Consider the following 19,261-nt stretch of genomic DNA (forward strand, 5'->3'; position numbering starts at 1 on the left):
ACCGGTTGCTAGTCAGACTTGCAGACACCGTTGATGACGGGCAGGCTTCGAATCGGCCACAAGCCGGCAACGATGCCGAGGGAGGGTAGGTCGACATGCGGGCCCGGTGGAGCGACGATCACCGTGACTATCTCAGCGATGCGCTGGCCTTACTGCAAGGCTGGACTCACGACGGCGGCGAGATCCGCCGGACGTTGCATCTCGACGATTCCCAGCATGCGGCACTCACCGAGCGAATGAAAGTGGTCGCCGACGCGGTCGGCGTCCGCCCGGACGTCCGCCGCCTGGACGGACGCACGCAGATCCGCTTACGGGTGCCCGGCAGCGACGAGTCGGACCTGTCCCCGGGCGAGGTCACGCTCGCCGCGCGCATCGAGGATCTGTACAAGAACATCATTGCCGGAGCGGCATAAATCCATGGCTCGGGCCGCGTCAGCGGCGGACCGTAGCTCCCGCCAGGAATCCCGGCGCCCGTGGTGCCAAGACCGCACCAGGCCCACGCTTCCCGCCCGGCGGATATGTCGGGCGCTGGCGCGCCACGACATATCCGACTTTTCGTATATGCACGGTTCAAGGGCAAAGACGAGGGTCCCCACCCACCGCGCCGATGCCGCGGTGATACAGATGTCAGATGGCCCTGCGCAGTTACTCGGACGTCCCCAACCGCGTCGTGCGCATGTTTCTGGAGCAAGCCGGACGCCAATACGACCAGAACCGGGGTTTCCCGCTGTCCGGGAGCATGACCCCGTCCCTGAGGGCCCGTTTCGGCGACTCCTGCGCCTACTGCGGCGCGGCGGTGAAGCTCGTGGCCGAGCACGTGGTGCCGATCACCGCACCACGGTAGGCGTCCAACCAGCGTCAGTACTCGCCCTTGATGACGAAGAACGACCCGCGAATGGTGCCGGCCAGCTTGGACCGCTGGCGAGCGAACTTGAAGCGCTCGGCCAGCTCGGCCGGGACGTCCATCCCGTCGGAGAGCTTGAAGCCCACGGCTCGCTTCTCGCCGGCCTCGAGCGTGTAGAGCACGTTGACGGCCAGGCCCGACCGGTAGAACACGTAGGTCCAGCGGATGCCCTCGACCTCGAAGGACGTCGCCTCCAGCGGCTCGGAGCCGATCTCGATGTCCCGCTCCTCCCGCAGGATGCGGTGCACGTAGGCCACCGCATCCGCGGCCTGCGACGCCGGCTCGACCGTGAAGACGTGGTCGTACTTGTTCTTGAAGTAGCGGGCCTCGTTGGCGCGCAGGCCGGCCAGGGCCTCGGCCACGGGCGAGGACTCCAGCCCGGCGGTGGAGACGCTCTCGAAGTCGACGACGTACGTCACGTGTGCTCCTAGACGTTGAACCGGAACTCGACCACGTCGCCGTCCTGCATCACGTAGTCCTTGCCCTCGATGCGTACCTTGCCCGCGGCCTTGGCCGCGTTCATCGCGCCCGCCGCCATCAGATCCTCGAACGACACCACCTCGGCCTTGATGAAGCCGCGCTGGAAGTCCGAGTGGATGACGCCGGCCGCCTCCGGAGCCGTGGCCCCGATCGGAATCGTCCAGGCGCGGGCCTCCTTGGGCCCGGCGGTGAGGTACGTCTGCAGCCCGAGCGTCCGGAACCCCACCCGGATCAGCTGGTGCAGGCCCGGCTCCGGCTGCCCGATCGAGGCCAGCAGCTCCAGGGCCTCCTCCTCGTCGAGGTCGGTGAGCTCCGACTCGATCTTGGCGTCGAGGAAGATCGCCTCGGCCGGGGCGACCAGGGCCCGCAGCTCGCCGAGGAAGGCCTCGTCGGAGAGGCCGGCCTCGTCGACGTTGAAGACGTACAGGAACGGCTTGGCGGTCAGCAGGTGCAGCTCGCCGAGCTCGGAGACGTCGAAACCGGCCGAGTAGAGCGTGTTGCCCTCGTTGAGCAGCTCCGAGGCGGCCTTCGCGGCCGCGGCGACGCCGGAGCGCTCCTTGCGGACCTTCGCCTCCTTCTCGAGCCGCGGCAGCGCCTTCTCGATCGTCTGCAGGTCGGCGAGGATCAGCTCGGTGTTGATCGTCTCGATGTCGTCGCGCGGCGAGACCTTGCCGTCGACGTGCACCACGTTCGGGTCCGAGAACGCCCGCACCACCTGGCAGATCGCCGACGCGTCGCGGATGTTGGCGAGGAAGGCGTTGCCGCGCCCCTGCCCCTTCGAGGCCCCGCGCACCAGCCCGGCGATGTCGACGAACGACACCGGCGCCGGAATGACCTTCTGCGAGTCGTACAGCTCCGCCAGCCGCCCGAGCCGCGTGTCGGGCAGCCCGACCACGCCGACGTTGGGCTCGATGGTCGCGAACGGATAGTTCGCCGCGAGCGCGTCACCCTTGGTCAGGGCGTTGAACAGGGTGCTCTTGCCCACGTTGGGCAGGCCGACGATGCCGATGCTGAGTGCCACGACATGTCAGCTTACGCAACCCGCCCTCAGCCCAGTTCGATCCCCAGCGCATCGGTCAGCCCGCGAAACGCCCGGGCCGCCTCCCCGAACCGCCGCGGCCCCGACAACACGTCCGGGAAGGCCGGGTCGGACAGATGCGGCTCGAGCGAGGCGAACCCCGCGAAGCCGTCGTCCCGCAGCGCGGTCAGCGTCTCGGCCAGCTGCCCGTCCCCGGCCCCGGCCGGCACCTCGATGCCGTCGGCGGCGCGGGCGTCCTTCACCTGGAGGTACTCGATGAAAGGCCGCAGCATCGCATAACCCTCGCTGAAGGGCCGCACGCCCACCTGCACGAAGTTCGCGTTGTCCCACGCCACCCGCAGCGCCGGCGACCCCACGGACTCGATGACGTCCAGCACGCGGCCGGGCGTATCACCGTAGATCGCCTTCTCGTTCTCGTGCACGAGCACGACCGACTCCCGCTCGGCCACATCGGCGAACCCGCGCATCCGCCGCAGCACCGTGTCGCGCACCTCCTCCGCCGCGACGCCGTCGGGCCGGTAGAAGGAGAACAGCCGGACGTACCGCGCGGAAAGCCGCCGAGCGACCCACACCACCCGCTCCAGCCGCGCCTGCTCGACAGCCGGATCGTCGAAGACGCCGCACTTGCCGATCGGCGACGCGACGGCCGAGACCCCGACCCCGTGCCGCGCGAGCACGTCGGCCAGCCGCACCACGTCCTCGTCGCCCAGCTCGGCGACGTTGACACCCCACGCGCTGCGGACCTCGATGTGCCGGGCCCCAAGAGCCAGGAGCACCGGCAGCTGTACCGCCGGATCCGCATCGATCTCATCCCCGAACCCGGACAGCGTCCACCGCACCATGCCCAACATTCTGGGACACCGATACGAGACCCGCCGAACCGGTTGGGCAGCCGGCTGCGCATCCGCCCACGCCGGCCATCGCGTCCCCGGCCAGAACCTGCTACCCCGCCCCGTGGCGACCCGACTGCGCCACCCTCGGCCACCCGGCCCGACGGTGTTTTTGGTTGTCCGGCCCGACGGTGTTTTGGTTGTCCGGCCCGACGGTGTTTTGGTTGTCCGGCCCGACGGTGTTTTTGGTTGTCCGGCCGACCGGGTTTTGGGTTGTCCGGCCCGACCGCGCCACCTCGGCCGCCCGGCCCGACGGCGCGCGCCCCTCGGCCACCCGGAGGACCGACAGCCATCCGCCACCCTCGCCGGCCGGCGGCGATGATGAACCCATGGAAGCCGATGCCGTCGCCCGCGCAACCAACCCCGGCACGATCAGCACCATCGCCGCCCAGCTGCGCGCCCTCGGCCTGCCCCCGGGCGCGACCGTGATCACCCACTCCTCCCTGTCGAGGCTGGGCTGGGTGGCCGGCGGCGCCCACGCCGTGGTACTCGCGCTGCTGGAAGCCCTGGGCCCGGACGGCACCCTCGTCATGCCGACCCACTCACGCCACCTGACCGAGCCCGCCGACTGGGCCAACCCCCCGGTCCCCGAGCCCTGGTGGGAGATCATCCGCGCCGAGACCCCGGCCTACGACCCGCGAACCACTCCCACGGGCTACATGGGCGCGATCGTCGAGTGCTTCCGCACCTTCCCCGGCGTGCGGCGCAGCGCCCACCCGACGGTCTCCTTCGCCGCCCTCGGCCCCCTGGCGGAGCACCTGACCGCCGGCCACGACCTGGACGACGGCCTGGGCGAGTCCTCACCGCTGGCCAAGCTGTACGAGGCCGACGCGTGGGTCCTCCTGCTGGGCGTCGGACACGACAACAACACCTCGCTGCACCTGGCCGAGTACCGCGCGGACGCCCCGAAGTCCTACCACCGCCAAGGCTCCCCCGTCGTGGTGGACGGAGCCCGCCGATGGGTCACCTACCGCGAGCTCGACGACGACACCTCGCTCTTCGAGCCCCTGGCCAAGGACTTCGCCGAGATCACCGGAGCCGAGCGCACAGGCCCCGTGGGCGCTGGAACGGCCCGCCTGATGCGACAGCGCGAACTGGTCGACTTCGGCGCCCGGTGGCTGTCTCAGCGGGCCGCAAACGCCAACTGACACGCCGCACCCCACGCATCGCCACACCGCGACCGCACGAACGCGCAGCCCTTCCCGCACAACCGCGCAATGCACCAACGCGCGGACGCGGGCGCACCGTGCACAAACGCACAAGGCGACGAGCATGCAGCGCGGACACGGACACGGTGCATGGACACGCGGGCGCGACGCGGCGGGCGCGCTGGACGCGGCGCGGCGAGCGCGGGCGCGGGCGCGACGGGCGCGACGCGGCGGGCGCGCTGGACGCGGCGCGGCGAGCGCGGGCGCGGGCGCGACGGGCGCGACGCGGCGGGCGCGCTGGACGCGGCGCGGCGAGCGCGGGCGCGGGCGCGACGGGCGCGACGCGGCGGGCGCGCTGGACGCGGCGCGGCGAGCGCGGGCGCGGGCGCGACGGGCGCGGCGCGGCGGGCGCGCTGGACGCGGCGCGGCGAGCGCGGGCGCGGGCGCGACGGGCGCGGCGCGGCGGGCGCGCTGGACGCGGCGCGGCGAGCGCGGGCGCGGGCGCGACGGGCGCGGGCGCGGGCGCGACGGACGGGCGCGGGCGCGGCGGGCGCGGGCGCGGTGCGGCGGGCGGATGCGTGGCGGTCGATCCCGGCGGCGGGCACGGCAGGCTGAGGAACTGGGTGGGCCGCGCGGCGTCGCTGAGGTGGAGGGCTGAACGACGCCACGCGGCCCGGGCATGGGTGACCGGACAGTTGAGGGGGGATCGTCCGGGCCACCCGACCGAGAAGTCTGAATCCCGAGGCATTCTCGCGACATGTCCGGCCTGTGCCGTAATGCGGACATGGCGCGATGTGGACATCCGTGGCGTCAAGCGGACAGACGTCACACTATCCAGGCTCGCCCGCGCCGCCTCACAGGCCAGGCCCGCCATCGCATCCACGACCGCCGAAGCCACAGGCCGCGCCGGCCACGGGGCAGCTCCCCCAAGCCCAGCCCCGGAGACGACCGCGGACACGAGCAACGACACCGCACGGACACAACCGCCGTCGCCGGCCGCGAGCGAGAAGCACGACCGTCGCCAGCCGCGAAAGAGAAGCACAACACCGCGCACCGCGAGCCGCGCACCGCGCACCGCGCACCGCGAGCCGCGCACCGCGCACCGCGCACCGCGCACCGCGCACCGCGCACCGCGCACCGCGCACCGCGCACCGCGCACCGCGCACCGCGCACCGCGCACCGCGCACCGCGCACCGCGAGCCGCGAGCCGCGAGCCGCGAGCCGCGAGCCGCGAAAGAGAAGCACGACACCGCGCGCGGGCACGAACCGCCGTTGCCGGCCGCCGGAGGGAGGAGTCAGGCGAGCCAGCCCCGGCGGCCCGCCTCATAGGCCAGGCCCGCCCGCGTGTCCACCGCGGCCGTCGCCATCAGCCGCTCCAGCCGCCGCTGCACGGTGCGCTTGCTCACGCCCAGCTGTGAGGCGATCGACTTGTCCGGGAAGCCGGCCACGAACAGCGACAGCAGCAGCCGGTCCGCCCCGGCGGGGCCCGCGTCCGCGGCGCCGTCCAGCAGCGGGGTGGCCCGCTCCCAGGTCGCCTCGAAGAGGGCCACGAACGCGTCCAGCAGCTCGCCCCGCCGGATCAGGGCCGCCGTCGGCTCGGCCAGGCCTCGGTCGCGGTCCGGGACCAGGGGGCAGAGCGCCATGGTGCGGTCGGCGATCGCCAGGCGGACCGGGAGCGCGTCGACCACCCGTGCGCGCTCGCCCCGGCGCACCGAGGCGGCGATGCCGTCGAGCTCGCCGGGCATCTCGATGAGGGCGCGTTCGTAGATCGCGCGGTACCGGACCCCCCTCGCCAGCGCCGAGGGCTCCTCGGTGTTGTCGGGGCCGGCCATCGCGATCGGGTTCACGCGGCAGAACCACAGGATCTCCTCCTGCGCCGAGTCCTGCATGTCCCGCAACCGCTCGCGCAGGGCCGAGGCGCCCACCACGATCTCGACGAGATGGTCGGCGATGCGCCGCCGGGAGGTCTCGCGGTACTCCTCCGTGAGCCCCGCCACCACCCGCCGCGCGGACTCCAGCGAGCGCTGCCGGCGCAGGAGGGCGTCGCCGAGCGCGACGTCGGGCGGCAGCGGCTCGAAGATCGGGCCGCCGCGCGCGAGGCCCTTGGCCCGCAGCGACTCCAGCAGCCGGGTGACCTCGGCGGCCGGGATGTCCGCGCGGTCGGCCAGGTCGTCGGCGCCGGCGACCGCCAGGCGCACCAGCAGCCGGTACACACTCTGCTCGGCCGGGTCCAGCAGCTCCGTGTCCTCCGACATGATCGCCAGCCTACGAACGGCCGCCGCCCGTGACGAGAGGGGCGGCGGCCGGTTCGCTCAGGCCTGGGCCAGCGGGTCGTTCTTCGGGTCGTCGTAGTGCACGGTGTCGAAGCGGCCGTCGTGGTCACTGTCGGTGACGGTGTAGTCGCGGCGGCCGTCGCCGTCCTCGTCGCGGGCGATGTAGTCGGCCCGGCCGTCGTGGTTGGTGTCGCGGATGTCGGTGTCGATGCGGCCGTCGCCGTCGGAGTCGACGATCACGCGGTCGAACTCGCCGTCGCCGTCGGAGTCGAGGATCGCGACGTCCTTGTGGCCGTCGCCGTCGGTGTCCACGAAGACCGCGTCGATGCGCCCGTCGCCGTCGAGGTCGCGCAGCTCGGTCTCGAGCGTGCCGTCGCCGTCGGTGTCGATCGCGATCCGGTCGATCACGCCGTCGTTGTCGTCGTCGTACGCGGCCGCGTCGGCCACGTTGTCGCCGTCCTGGTCCAGTGCGTAAATGGTCTCGCCGTGCTCGCCGTGGACCTGGACGATCCGCGGCTCGGGGTCGGCGGCCTCAAGTCCCTCGGTGGCCTCGTGGTCAGTCATGCGCACCAGACTAGGGCCGGCGACCGCCCACATGGACGTCCGAATCCCGCCAGTCGCCGGGTCGTGCGCGGGGCAGGATGGAGTCGTGGAACTCGACTTCGAAACCTGCCGCAAGGCGGCCACCAGCCGTGACTCGCGCTTCGACGGCGTGTTCGTCACGGCGGTCAAGTCGACCAAGATCTATTGCCGCCCGTCCTGCCCGGCCATCACGCCGAAGCGGGAGAACGTGCGGTTCCTGCCGACGGCGGCGGCCGCGCAGCGCGAGGGCTTCCGCGCGTGCCTGCGCTGCCGGCCCGACGCGGCGCCGGGCTCGCCCGACTGGGACGTGCGCGGCGACGTGGTCGGGCGTGCGATGCGGCTCATCGCCGACGGGGTGGTCGACCGCGACGGGGTGCCGGGGCTCGCGGGCCGGCTCGGGTACACCGAGCGCCACCTGCACCGCATGCTCACCGCCGAGGTGGGGGCCGGGCCGCTGGCGCTGGCCCGGGCCCAGCGCGCGCAGACGGCTCGGGTGCTCATCGAGACGACCCGGCTCGGGCTGGCCGACATCGCGTTCGCGGCCGGGTTCGGCAGCGTGCGGCAGTTCAACGACACGATCCGCGAGATCTACGGCCGCACCCCGTCGCAGATGCGCGAGCGGCGCACGCAGCCGGAGGTGGACGAGGGTGTGGTGACGGTACGGCTGCCGTATCGCGCTCCCCTGCACGCCGAGGCGCTGCTGACGTTCCTCGGCGACCGGGCGGTGGCCGGGATCGACGGGCTGGACGAGGAGGGCTACCACCGCAACCTGCGCCTGCCCCACGGCCCCGGCCGGGCGACGCTGACCCCGCGGGAGGGCCATGTCGCCGCCACGCTGCGCCTGACCGACCTGCGCGACCTCGCCCCGGCGGTGGCGCGCTGCCGGCGGCTGTTCGACCTCGACGCCGACCCGGCCGCCGTCGACGCCGTGCTCGGCGCCGACCCGGCCCTGGCGCCGATGGTGCTCAAGGAGGAGGGCGTGCGGGTGCCGCGCGCCACCGACGGCTTCGAGATCGCCGTGCGGGCCGTGGTCGGCCAGCAGATCTCGGTCGCCGCCGCGCGCACGGTGCTGCGCAAGCTCATCGCCGCCGACGCCGGGCTGTTCCCGACCGCGCCGGAGCTGCTGGCGCTGCCGGACGGGGCGTTCGCGATGCCCGAGGCGCGCCGGCGCACCCTGCGCGGGCTCGCGGCCGCGGTCGCCGAGGGCTCGCTCGACCTCGACGGCGGCGGCGACCGCGAGGAGACCGTCGAGCGGCTCAAGGCGCTGCCCGGGATCGGGGACTGGACCGCGCAGTACACGGCGATGCGCGCCCTCGGCGACCCCGACGCGTTCCTGCCGACCGATCTCGGGGTGCTGCGGGGGGCGCGGGCCGCCGGGCTCCCGGACACCCCGAAGGCCCTCGCCGCCCACGCCGAGCGCTGGCGGCCCTGGCGGTCCTACGCCGCCATTCGACTCTGGAGGATGCTGTGAACGTTTTTTGGACGACGACCGACACCCCGGCCGGGGAGTTCACGATGCTCACCGACGCGGACGAGACGGTGCTGGCCAGCGGCTGGACCACCGACGTGCCCGGGCTCATGGCGCTGGGGAAGCTCTCGGGCACGGTCGAGCGGCGCGCCGATCCGGGGGTACCGCTGAAGGCTCTGAAATCCTATGTGGACGGTGACCTGACCGCGATCGACGGCGTCGCGGTGCGCCAGCGTGGCGGTGCGTTCATCGCGCACGCGTGGGACGTGCTGCGGCAGGTGCCCGCGGGCGCGCCGGTGACCTACACCGAGTTCGCCGGGCGGGCCGGACGCCCGGCCGCGGTGCGCGCGGCCGCGATGGCCTGCGCGACCAACGCCGCGGCCCTGTTCGTGCCCTGCCACCGGGTGCTGCGCCTGGACGGGACGCTCGGCGGGTTCCGCTGGGGGCTGCCGGTCAAGCGCTGGCTGCTGGATCATGAAGCCATCTGAATATCGGTTGGCGCCGATGTGATGGCGCCGTAGCGTAGAGGCATGCCGACGACCGCCGCGCCCCCGCAGGCGCGGCGGTCCAGCAGCGTTCCCGGCAAGGCCCACGCGCTGTGGCGGATGCGGGTGTACCTGCGGCCGTACTACCGGCTCACCGCGTGGTCGATGGTCGCCGCGGTGCTGTCCACCGGTGCCAGCCTCGCGATCCCCCTGCTCATCCAGCGCGTCGTCGACGGCCCGGTGCGCCACGGCGACGTGCGCGGGCTGTTCCTGCTGGGCGGGCTCGCGATCGCGCTCGGGGTGTGCGAGAGCGTGCTGAGCTTCGTGCGGCGCTGGGCCCAGTCGGCCTCCTCGGTGGGCATGGAGGCGCGGCTGCGCGAGGACCTGTACGCCCACCTGCAACGCCTCCCGATCGAGTTCCACGACCGATGGCAGTCCGGGCAGCTGCTCTCGCGCGCCACGGCGGACCTGTCCTCGATCCGGCGCTTCCTGTCCTTCGGGCTCTTCTTCTTCGTGCTCAACCTGGCCACCTACCTGGCCGTGTCGGGCCTGCTCATCCACCTGTACTGGCCGCTGGGCGTGTTCGTGGCGCTCAGCGCGATCCCGCTGTTCCTGATCGTGCGGCGGTTCACCGGGCGGTACTTCGCCGCCTCCCGCGAGCTGCAGGACGCCATCGGCGACCTCACCACGCGGGTCGAGGAGTCGGCCCAGGGCATCCGGGTGATCCGCGCGTTCGGCCGGCGCGACCACATGAGCGAGCACTTCACCGGCGGCGCCCGGCACGTGCACGACCTCGGCGTGGGCAAGAGCCGCATGGTGGCCCGCACGCTCTCGCAGTTCGACCTGGTGCCCAACGTGACGCTCGCGGTCGTGCTGGTCGCGGGCGCCGTGCAGGTCTCCAGGGGACAGCTCACCGTCGGCACGCTGGTCGCGTTCGTGGCGCTGCAGGTGATGCTGGTCTGGCCGATCGACATCCTCGGCTGGATCATCGCCAACGCGCAGGAGGCGATGAGCGCGTCCGTGCGCATCTACGAGGTGCTCGACACCCCGCCGTCCATCGTGGACCGGCCCGGCGCCGTCAGCCCGTCCACAGTGGAGGGCCGGGTGCGCTTCGCCGGCGTGGCGTTCGGCTACGAGCCGGGCCGGCCGGTGCTGCGCGGCATCGACCTGGAGGTCGAGCCGGGCGAGACGGTCGCGATCGTCGGGCTCACCGGCAGCGGCAAGACGACGCTGGTCTCGCTGGTGCCGCGGCTCTACGACGTGGACGCCGGGGCGATCACCATCGACGGGCACGACGTGCGCGACCTGAGGCTCGACTCGCTGCGGCGGATCGTGGGCACCGCGTTCGAGGACCCGACGCTGTTCTCGATGAGCGTGCGGGAGAACCTGACGCTCGGGCGGACCGACGCGACCGACGCCGAGATCGCCGAGGCGCTCGAGATCGCGCAGGCCGGGTTCGCGTACGACCTCCCCTGGGGCCTCGATACGCGCATCGGCGAGCAGGGGCTCTCGCTCTCGGGCGGGCAGCGCCAGCGCCTGGCCCTGGCCCGCGCGGTCGTCGGGCGGCCGCGGGTGCTCGTGCTCGACGACCCGCTGTCGGCGCTGGACGTGCACACGGAGGCGCTCGTCGAGTCGGCGCTGGCGACGGTGCTCGCGGGGACGACGGCGCTGCTGGTGGTACACCGGCCCTCGACGATCGCCCTGGCCGACCGGGTCGCGTTCCTGCAGGACGGCCGCCTGGCCGCGATCGGCACCCACTCGCACCTGCTGGCCACCTGCCCCGGCTATCGCGAGGTGCTGCGTGGCGCTTGACGTCCAGCGGTGGCGGGGTACCGCGACGGAGGAGCCCGACCCGACCGAGCGCGTGGCCAGCCGGCGGCTGCTGGGCTCCCTGCTGCGCCCGCACCGGGCCGCCATCGGCGTGCTCGTCGCGCTGCTGCTGACCCAGAACCTGGCCGGGATGGCCGGACCCCTGCTGGTGAAGCTCGGCATCGACCGGGGCATCGGGCACCCGCCGACACTCGTGCTCGTCACCGTGCTGTTCGGGGTGGCCACCGCGGCCGAGTTCGGCACCCGGCGCGCGTTCCTGGCGATGTCCGGCCGGGTCGGCAACGCGGTGCTGCTCGACCTGCGCACGCGCGTCTACAACCACCTGCAGCGGCTGTCGATCGGCTTCCACGAGCGGTTCACCTCGGGCCGGGTGATCGCGCGGCTCACCAGCGACGTCGACAACATCTCCGAGCTCACCGACGGCGCCCTGGACGACCTGGTGCTCGCCGCGCTGTCGGTGCTCTCGGTGGCCGGCATCCTGCTGTGGCTGGACCTGCCGCTGGCGCTGGTCACGCTCGCGTCGTTCCCGTTCCTGCTGTGGCTCTCGCGCTGGTTCCAGCGGGCCAGCGCGCGGGCCTACCGGCGGACCCGGGAGACGATCGCGCTGGTCATCATCCACTTCGTCGAGTCGCTGGGCGGCATCCGGGCGGTGCAGGCGTTCCGGCGCGAGCGGCGCAACGACGAGATCTTCGCCGCGGTCAACGACGACTACCGGCGGGCGAGCCTGCACGCGCAGCGGCTCGTCGCGACGTACTCCCCCTCGATCAAGATGATCGGCAACGTCTCGATCGCCGTGGTGCTCACCTACGGCGGCTGGCGGGTGCTGCACGGGCACACCGAGGTCGGGGTGCTGGCCGCGTTCCTGCTCTACCTGCGGCGGTTCTACGAGCCGATGCAGGAGCTGTCGCAGTTCTACAACACCCTGCAGTCCGCGACGGCCGCCCTGGAGAAGCTGGCGGCGGTCCTGGACGAGCCCCCGGCGGTCGCCGAGCCGCGCTCGCCGGTCCGGCTCGCCGCGGCGCGGGGCGAGCTCGCCTTCGACGCGGTCGAGTTCGCCTACGACGCCGGGCGCCCGGTGCTGCCGCCGCTGGACCTGTTCGTCCCGGCCGGGCAGACGATCGCGCTGGTCGGCGCGACCGGAGCCGGGAAGTCCACGCTGGCCAAGCTCGTCGCCCGGTTCTACGATCCGACCGCCGGCACGGTGGCGCTCGACGGCGTCGACCTGCGCTCGCTCGCCGAGGACGACCTGCGCCGGGCCATCGTGATGGTGACCCAGGAGAACTACCTGTTCTCCGGCACCGTCGCCGACAACATCGCCTTCGGCCGCCCGGGCGCGACGCGGGCCGAGGTGGAGGCGGCGGCCGCGGCGATCGGCGCGGACGCCTTCATCCGCGGGCTGCCGCAGGGCTACGACACCGACGTTCGCAAGCGCGGGGGACGCCTTTCGGCCGGACAACGCCAACTCGTGGCGTTCGCGCGTGCCTTCCTGGCCGACCCCGCGGTGCTGATTCTCGACGAGGCGACGTCCTCGCTGGACATCCCGAGCGAGCGGCTCGTCCAGCAGGCGCTGCGCACGATCCTGGCCTCGCGCACCGCGCTGGTGATCGCGCACCGCCTGTCCACAGTGGAGATCGCCGACCGCGTGCTGGTCATGTCGGGCGGCCGGATCGTCGAGGACGGCCCGCCCGCGACCCTGATCGGCGGCGGCGGCCACTACGCCGACCTGCACGCCCAGTGGCGCGACTCCTTGCTCTAGATCTGTCGGGTACTTGACAGCGATCTCCGCCCAGTCGCGTGAATGGCGGGGTTCACGCCGTCGATCTACCGTGGATACATCGGTTCATGGGAAGATTCTCGTCACGCTATGGATCTATGGAGGGTCATCTCGGTTGCTTCAGGGCATGACCACGACTCTGATACCGCGCGGATGAAGAGGACCGATGACTGGCGGACGCTGGAGTGGCCAGACCCGATTTCTCGTCGTGTTCGTCGGGCTGGCGCTGGTCGGCCTGGGTGTGCTGACGACGGTGCAGTTCCGCAGCACCGCCGGGGCCGCCGTCCTGGTCGGCGCCGGAGTCCTGGTGGGGCTCGCGGGCCTGTCCGGCGGGACGATCAACATCCGCTCCACCGACCGCGAGGAGCGGCTGGCCTCCGCGGGCCGGGCGCAGCAGGACGGTGACGCCGAGGGGGCGTACGACCGCTTCGTCCAGCTCATCCGCGGGCACGCCCCGCAGGCCATCGCCTACCACGAGGGCGCCAACGCCGCCCTCTACGAGGCCGCCGGGCGCGAGGGCCAGAAGCTGCAGCCCGTCTTCGGCTACGGCCTGGGCCCGATCGCCATGTCCGAGGCCCACATCATCGTCGACATCCGGGCCGGCACCGGCTTCTCGATCTCGCGCATGCAGGCGACCCTCCAGGCCCTGCTGGTCGGCCCGACCGCCTCGTTCCAGGCCGCGCTGGTCATCATCAACGCCTCGCCGGACGACTCGATCCTGGGCTCGGTCCGCCAGTTGAGCACCGCGCTGGACCGCCCCGTCTCGGCCGTGGCCTGGCGCATCGGCGACCACTCCGACGCCATCTCCGACGCGATCGTCTCGCTGCGCCGCGAGCTGCGCCGGCGCGAGCGCGAGTCCCCGATCGACGTGCCGTCGGAGATCCTCGACGACTACGAGCCGGCCTACGACCAGCCGGAGCCGTTCGAGCCCGCGAGGTTCCCGGCCCCCATCCCGCAGCAGCAGCCCCAGCACATGGACGATGACGACGACGTCTACCCGCACATGACGTCCTCGACCGTCTACGGCTCCCAGGCCACCGGGCACCACGACGACGAGCCCGACCCGGCCGACTGGCCGGCCCCCGAGCCCCGCCGCCGCCCGTCCCCGGCCCCCACCCCGGCTCCGCGCGTCTACGACGACTCCGCGAGCTGGCAGCGCGCGACCGACCTGCACTGGCGAGGCCAGCTGCAGGAGGCCGAGGAGTCCTACCGCGAGATCGTCGACGCCCGCGCCCACGCCCTGGGCTGGGACCACCCCGACACGCTGACCGCCCGCGACCAGCACGCGACGGTCCTGCGCGACCTCGACCGCCTGGCCGAGGCCCTGGTGGAGTGCGACGAGGCCCTGACCGCCCGCGTGCGCATCCTGGGCGAGGACCACCCGGACACCCTGACCAGCCGCAGCCACCTGGCCACGATCTACCACCAGCTCGGCGACCTGACCCGCGCCGAGGCCGAGCACCAGCGGGTCCTGGACTCGCGCACCCGCGTCCTGGGCGCCAACCACCAGGAGACGCTGATCAGCCGCAGCAACCTCGCCAAGGTCTACCAGGACATGGGCGAGCTGGACCGCGCCATCGAGGAGCACGGCACCGTCATGCGCGCCCGGGCCCGCCTGCTCGGCCCGGAGCACCGCGACACCCTGATGAGCCGCAGCCTCCTGGCCTCGGCCCTGCACCACGCGGGCCGCCTGGCCGACGCGGAGTCGGAGCACCGCGCGGTGCTCGGCAGCCGGCTGCGCCTGCTCGGCCCCGTACACCTGGACACCGCCGTCTCCCGGCACCGGCTGGCGAGCGTGCTGCACGACCTGGGCCGGCTGGACGAGGCCATCACGGAGTACCGCGCGGCCCAGGCCGTCTACGCCGAGCTCCTGGGCGCGTCGAGCCCCTTCGCCCGCGCGGCGGCTTCGGACCTGACTCTGGCCGAGCGGGCGCTGCGGGGGGCGCAGGGCAGTCGCCGCTACTGACGGTGTCTGCTGGTCATGGCTCGGGTCCGCGGGGGTGCGGACCGTCGCTCCCGCCAGACACCGCTCGGCGCTGACGCGCCGACGCTGCCAGCCCCGCGGCCGGTCACCCTGGCCCATCCACCAGCCCCAACAACACCGCCACTCCAGCACCGGCCGTCAGCCCAACGCGGCCAGCACTCCAGCACCGGCTCTCGGCGCCGACGCTGCCAGGCCCGCCGCTCGTCGCTCTCGGCCATCCACCGGCCCAACGACACCGCCACTCCAGCACCGGCGTTCAGCCAAACGCGGCCAGCACTCCGGCACCGGCTCTCGGCGCCGACGCGAGCAGCACTCCGGCACCGGCTTGACGATCCGATAAGTCGGGCACTCCGTGCCACGACTTATCGGATATTTCGGTTATGCCCGAATAGTGGGGCGGACCCCCGGCGGCGTCCCGAGGACCCGCGGACCGCGCGGATCGATGCGCCTCGGAGTGCCGGGTCGGACCGGCACCACTCCGGGCCGGGTGGAAATTGCTGCCAAAGCCGGACAATGCGGTACTCGGTGTCGGAGGCCGTACTCGCCTCTGTCGCAGACATGATCGAGTCGGTGCTTGCGGACACCTAGGGTCGCGCCATGTTCGGACTCGGCCGGAAACCCGGCGCCAATGCGATCACCGCTCGCGGCGAGATCGTGCACGTCGATTTCGGCTCGCAGAACGTCGATAGCCACGGCGGGACCCAGTCGACTCGATACACCGTGCGCGTACGCGTCTACCCCGATGACACCCCTTCGTTCGAGGCCTCCATCAAGGTCAAGCTCCGCGGCACCGCCGGCCCGATGATCGGCGAGGAGACCTGGGTACGCTACGAGCCGACCAGCCCAACCCGCATCGACTTCGACCGCGACCGCATCAAGGATCGAAGCTACGACCGCGTCCAGGCGAACCCAGGTCTGCGCGTGGTGGTCGACACCCTGTACCGCCACGGCGATCCCCCGGTGAGCGTCATCGCCACCGCCCGCTGAACCCCCGCCGCCGCGCTCGAGCCGCGCCGGGATGCGGAGTGGGCCGTCCATCGCACTTGAGTCGCGCCGGAAAGCGGAGCCGGCCGCCCATCGCGCTCCAGTCCGCCGCACCCTCAGGCCCGTCGCGCTTGAACCGCGAGGGGATGCGGAATCGGCCGCCCATCGCGCTCCAGCCGGCTGCGGCCTCCGGTGTGGCGCTTGAGTCGCGCCGGGGATGCGGAATCGGCCGCCCATCGCACTTGAGTCGCGTCGGGAAGCCGAGCCGGCTGCCCGTCGCGCTCCGGTCCGCCGGCGGCGCCTCGTTCGGCTTGCTTCGGCCGCGTCGGTCGCGATGGCGCGTTTCGGTCGCGTCGGCCGCGGCGTCAGGTCCGCCGCGCGTCGGCTGCGGAGTGGTCGTCGGTCGCATCGGCCGCGGGACTCCTCAGCCGAGTTGCCTGTGGCGTCGCAGCCTGTCGCGCTTCGAACTGGTCGGCGATCGCGACTACCGCCAGCCGCCAAACCGTCGTCCCGGACGGCGATCACGGCAGTCCGCCAGCCGCCAAACCGTCGTCCCGGACGGCGATCGCGACTGTCCGCCAGCCGCCAAACCGTCGTCCCGGACGGCGATCGCGACTGTCCGCCAGCCGCCAAACCGTCGTCCCGGACGGCGATCGCGACTGTCCGCCGGTCGCCAAACCGTCGTCCTGGTCTGCGATCGCGGCTGGCGGTTGACCGCCGGTCGTCAAACCGTCGTGTCGGCCGTAGCGCGAAGAGGTTGGCCGAACGCGATGCCGGACCGCGGTCCGAGTGGTGGCCGTTGAGCTGCCGCGCGAGTGCCAAAGTCCCGCCAACGATCCGCGGCTTTCGGGCATAACCGAAATATCCGATAAGTCGTGGCACGGAGTGCCCGACTTATCGGATCGTCAAGCCGGTACTGGAGTGCTGCTCGCGTTGGGCTCAAAACCGGTGCCCGGAGTAGCGGTGTCGTTGGGGCCAGTAGACGGCCGAAAGCGACGAGCGGCGGGCCTGGCAGCGTCGGCGCCGAGAGCCGGTGCCGGAGTGCCGGCCGCGTTTGGCTGAACGCCGGTGCCGGAGAGGCGGTGTCGTTGGGCCGGTAGATGGCCGGAAGCGACGAGCGGCGGGCCTGGCAGCGTTGGCGCCGAGAGCCGGTGCTGGAGTGTTGGCCGCGTTGGGCTCGAAGCCGGTGTCGGGGTGGCGGTGTTGTTGGGGCTGGTGGATGGGCCAGGGTGACCAACGGCGGGGCTGGCAGCGTCGGCGCGTCAGCGCCGAGCGGTGTCTGGCGGGAGCGACGGTCCGCACCCCCGCGAACCCGAGCCATGACCAGCAGACACCCGCCGCGGCGGGCGACGCCCGGGCGGCCCGGCCGCTACTTCGGCGGTGGGTCCTCGCGCAGGGCGGCCAGGAGCGCCTCGTACTCGTCCTCGACCAGCTCCGGGGCCTGCAACTGGCGCGGCGTGGCCTCGACCTGGGGCGGGGTCGGCAGGGCGTCGCCGCTCGCGCCGAGCTCGGCGAGGCGGCGCGCGCTCACCAGGACGCGGGCCTCCAGCGAGCCGACGGCGCGGTTGTACGACGTCACCGCCGTCGACAGCGACGTGCCGACCTTTGCCAGGTGGTCGCCCATGGTGCTCAGGCGCGCGTACAGCTCGCGGCCCGTCTGGTGCACGGCGAGCGCGTTGGTCGTGAGGGAGTCTTGGCGCCACGCGTAGGCGATGGTGCGCAGCAGCGCGACCAGCGTCGCCGGGGTGGCGAGGATCACGTTGCGGGCGAAGGCGTGGTCGAGGAGGCCGGGGTCGTGCTGCAGGGCCGCGTCCAGGAACGTGTCGGCGGGCACGAAGAGGACGACGAACTCGGGGGCGGGCTCGAAGGCGGACCAGTACCGCTTGGCCGACAGCGCCTCGACGTGGGCGCGCACGTGCTTGGCGTGCTGGGTGAGCCTGGCCGTGCGGGTCTGCTCGTCGGGGGACTCGAGCGCGGCGAGGTAGGCCTCCAGCGGCGCCTTCGCGTCGACCACCACCTGGCGGCCGCCGTGCAGGCGCACGACGAGGTCGGGGCGCACGACGCCGTCGTCCGTCGCGGCGCTCACCTGCTCGTCGAAGTCGCAGTGCTCGAGCATGCCCGCGGCCTCCACGATGCGCCGCAGCTGCTGCTCGCCCCAGCGGCCGCGGACCGTGGGCGCGCGCAGGGCCGAGACCAGGCGCCGCGTCTCGGTGCGCAGCTCGCCCGAGACCTCGTGCATGGCCCGCACCTGCTCGCGGAGCGACTCGTAGGCCCCCACCCGGTCCCGCTCGAGCTCGGCGACCCGGCGCTCGTAGCGCAGCAGGGCCTCGCTCAGCGGCGTGACCGCGTCGGCCACGGCGTCCTGCGTCTGCCCGCGCGCCTCCAGGGTCAGCGAGCGCAGCGAGGCCTCCAGGCGTGCCTCGCCTTCCCGCGTGGCCTGCAGCGTCGCCTCGAGCTTGGCGAGATCGACCGCCGAGCGGGATCGGGCCACATACCAGCCGAGCGCGGCACCGAGCAGGAGACCGATGATCAGGAGTGCGAGATCCACGGTATTCAGCATGCCGTAGGGGTATGACAGAAACCGGTACCGTCGAAGGCATGGGTTACTCGTCCTGGTTGGAGTGGTGACGGTGTTCGGCTTCGGTCGCAGGAAGCGTGAAGCGCAGCAGCTGGCCGATGCGCGGGAGGATGCCCTGCGCTGGTACGAGCGGCTCGGCGGCCAGCTCATGAACCTCTCCGGCGACGAGCCGGCCGTCAAGCAGGCGCTGGTCGACGCGAGCGAACGGTACAACGCGGCCGGCGGGCAGCTCGAGCGCGCGACGAGCCTCAAGCAGTACGACCTGGCGCGCGAGACGTCGCTGGAAGGCCTGATGTACATCCGCGCGGCCCGCACCGCGATGGGCCTCGACCCCGGGCCCGACGTGCCCGCGCTGGCGGGCGCCCGGGCCGGCCAGATCACCAAGGAGCGCGAGGTCTCGGTCCAGGGCCACTCGTACCGCGCGAGCCCCCAGCCCGGCAACGGCACCCCGTACTACTACCCCGGCGGCGCCGTGGCCGGCCGCGGCGTGCCCGCCGGGTGGTACTCCGAGCCCTGGTGGAAGACGGCCCTCGTGGCCGGCGCCTGGGGCATCGGCTCGGTGCTCGTCTTCGACGCCCTCTTCGACAACTCCTGGGGCGACCACGGCTACGACGCCGCGTACAACGCCGGCTTCGACCAGGGCCAGGACGCCGGCTACGACCAAGGCTTCGACCAGGCCATGGACGACGGCGGCGACGGCGGCGACTGGGACGGTGACGGCGGCGACTGGGGCGACGGCGGCTTCGACGGCGGCGACTTCGGCGGCGACTTCTGACCATCCCCGCGAACGGCTCCGGGCGGCGTGCCCGGAGCCGTTGGCTTTCAGGCCATGACTCGGGTCC

At 72.8% G+C, this 19,261-nt stretch carries 16 protein-coding genes; 10 read left to right on the plus strand and 6 right to left on the minus strand.

Going from position 1 to position 19,261, the window contains the following annotated elements:
• Positions 1-95 precede the first annotated feature (95 nt).
• Both AC6JBM_RS39005 and AC6JBM_RS39010 read left to right on the plus strand, forming a co-directional pair.
• On the plus strand, positions 96-413 hold the full coding sequence (locus AC6JBM_RS39005) for a pterin dehydratase (protein ID WP_350611762.1): 318 nt from the start codon (positions 96-98) through the stop codon (positions 411-413).
• A 218-nt stretch (positions 414-631) separates the two neighbouring features.
• On the plus strand, positions 632-844 hold the full coding sequence (locus AC6JBM_RS39010) for a hypothetical protein (protein WP_497978879.1): 213 nt from the start codon (positions 632-634) through the stop codon (positions 842-844).
• Positions 845-858: 14 nt separating this feature from the next.
• Here the strand turns inward: AC6JBM_RS39010 and AC6JBM_RS39015 are convergent, their stop codons facing one another.
• Genes AC6JBM_RS39015 through AC6JBM_RS39025 form a run of 3 tightly spaced genes read right to left on the minus strand, consistent with a single transcriptional unit; the run spans position 859 to position 3,265 of the window.
• Positions 859-1,323, minus strand: a complete 465-nt coding sequence (locus AC6JBM_RS39015) for a DUF8821 family protein (protein ID WP_497978880.1) — start codon at positions 1,321-1,323, stop codon at positions 859-861.
• Positions 1,324-1,331: 8 nt separating this feature from the next.
• Positions 1,332-2,405 carry a redox-regulated ATPase YchF gene (gene ychF / locus AC6JBM_RS39020; protein WP_497978881.1) on the minus strand — a complete coding sequence of 358 codons (1,074 nt, stop codon included), beginning with the start codon at positions 2,403-2,405 and terminating at the stop codon, positions 1,332-1,334.
• A 26-nt stretch (positions 2,406-2,431) separates the two neighbouring features.
• Positions 2,432-3,265 carry a sugar phosphate isomerase/epimerase family protein gene (locus AC6JBM_RS39025; protein ID WP_497978882.1) on the minus strand — a complete coding sequence of 278 codons (834 nt, stop codon included), beginning with the start codon at positions 3,263-3,265 and terminating at the stop codon, positions 2,432-2,434.
• Between the two features lie 377 nt (positions 3,266-3,642).
• Between AC6JBM_RS39025 and AC6JBM_RS39030 the strand changes: the two genes are divergently transcribed.
• A complete protein-coding gene (locus tag AC6JBM_RS39030) occupies positions 3,643-4,461 on the plus strand; it encodes an AAC(3) family N-acetyltransferase (RefSeq protein WP_497978883.1) in 819 nt (272 codons plus the stop codon).
• 1,295 nt (positions 4,462-5,756) lie between these two features.
• On the opposite strand, the gene AC6JBM_RS39035 is transcribed toward AC6JBM_RS39030, so the two are convergent.
• Both AC6JBM_RS39035 and AC6JBM_RS39040 read right to left on the minus strand, forming a co-directional pair.
• Positions 5,757-6,716, minus strand: a complete 960-nt coding sequence (locus AC6JBM_RS39035) for a helix-turn-helix domain-containing protein (RefSeq protein WP_497978884.1) — start codon at positions 6,714-6,716, stop codon at positions 5,757-5,759.
• Between the two features lie 57 nt (positions 6,717-6,773).
• On the minus strand, positions 6,774-7,298 hold the full coding sequence (locus AC6JBM_RS39040) for a hypothetical protein (protein ID WP_497978885.1): 525 nt from the start codon (positions 7,296-7,298) through the stop codon (positions 6,774-6,776).
• An 85-nt stretch (positions 7,299-7,383) separates the two neighbouring features.
• On the opposite strand from AC6JBM_RS39040, the gene AC6JBM_RS39045 reads away from it, so the two are divergent.
• The 6 genes from AC6JBM_RS39045 to AC6JBM_RS39070 all read left to right on the plus strand — a co-directional run bounded on the left by AC6JBM_RS39045 (position 7,384) and on the right by AC6JBM_RS39070 (position 15,844).
• Positions 7,384-8,787, plus strand: a complete 1,404-nt coding sequence (locus AC6JBM_RS39045; RefSeq protein ID WP_497978886.1) for an AlkA N-terminal domain-containing protein — start codon at positions 7,384-7,386, stop codon at positions 8,785-8,787.
• A 44-nt stretch (positions 8,788-8,831) separates the two neighbouring features.
• Entirely contained in the window at positions 8,832-9,272 is a 441-nt protein-coding gene (locus AC6JBM_RS39050) for a methylated-DNA--[protein]-cysteine S-methyltransferase (RefSeq protein ID WP_497986621.1), read from the plus strand.
• Positions 9,273-9,389: 117 nt separating this feature from the next.
• A complete protein-coding gene (locus tag AC6JBM_RS39055) occupies positions 9,390-11,081 on the plus strand; it encodes an ABC transporter ATP-binding protein (protein WP_497986622.1) in 1,692 nt (563 codons plus the stop codon).
• Positions 11,071-12,855: an ABC transporter ATP-binding protein gene (locus AC6JBM_RS39060; RefSeq protein ID WP_497978887.1), complete on the plus strand. Its 1,785-nt coding sequence runs from the start codon at positions 11,071-11,073 to the stop codon at positions 12,853-12,855. Before AC6JBM_RS39055 ends, AC6JBM_RS39060 begins: the two co-directional genes overlap by 11 nt.
• 184 nt (positions 12,856-13,039) lie before the next feature.
• Positions 13,040-14,839, plus strand: coding sequence for a tetratricopeptide repeat protein (locus AC6JBM_RS39065; RefSeq protein WP_497978888.1), 1,800 nt, complete (start codon positions 13,040-13,042; stop codon positions 14,837-14,839).
• Positions 14,840-15,454: 615 nt separating this feature from the next.
• The gene (locus AC6JBM_RS39070; protein ID WP_497978889.1) at positions 15,455-15,844 is read left to right on the plus strand and encodes a hypothetical protein; all 390 of its coding nucleotides are present in this window, start codon (positions 15,455-15,457) and stop codon (positions 15,842-15,844) included.
• A 1,366-nt stretch (positions 15,845-17,210) separates the two neighbouring features.
• On the opposite strand, the gene AC6JBM_RS39075 is transcribed toward AC6JBM_RS39070, so the two are convergent.
• Positions 17,211-18,389: a DNA recombination protein RmuC gene (locus tag AC6JBM_RS39075; protein ID WP_497978890.1), complete on the minus strand. Its 1,179-nt coding sequence runs from the start codon at positions 18,387-18,389 to the stop codon at positions 17,211-17,213.
• Between the two features lie 82 nt (positions 18,390-18,471).
• On the opposite strand from AC6JBM_RS39075, the gene AC6JBM_RS39080 reads away from it, so the two are divergent.
• A complete protein-coding gene (locus AC6JBM_RS39080) occupies positions 18,472-19,194 on the plus strand; it encodes a hypothetical protein (RefSeq protein ID WP_497978891.1) in 723 nt (240 codons plus the stop codon).
• The last annotated feature ends 67 nt before the right edge of the window (positions 19,195-19,261 follow it).

Source organism: Dactylosporangium thailandense (genome assembly GCF_059739745.1).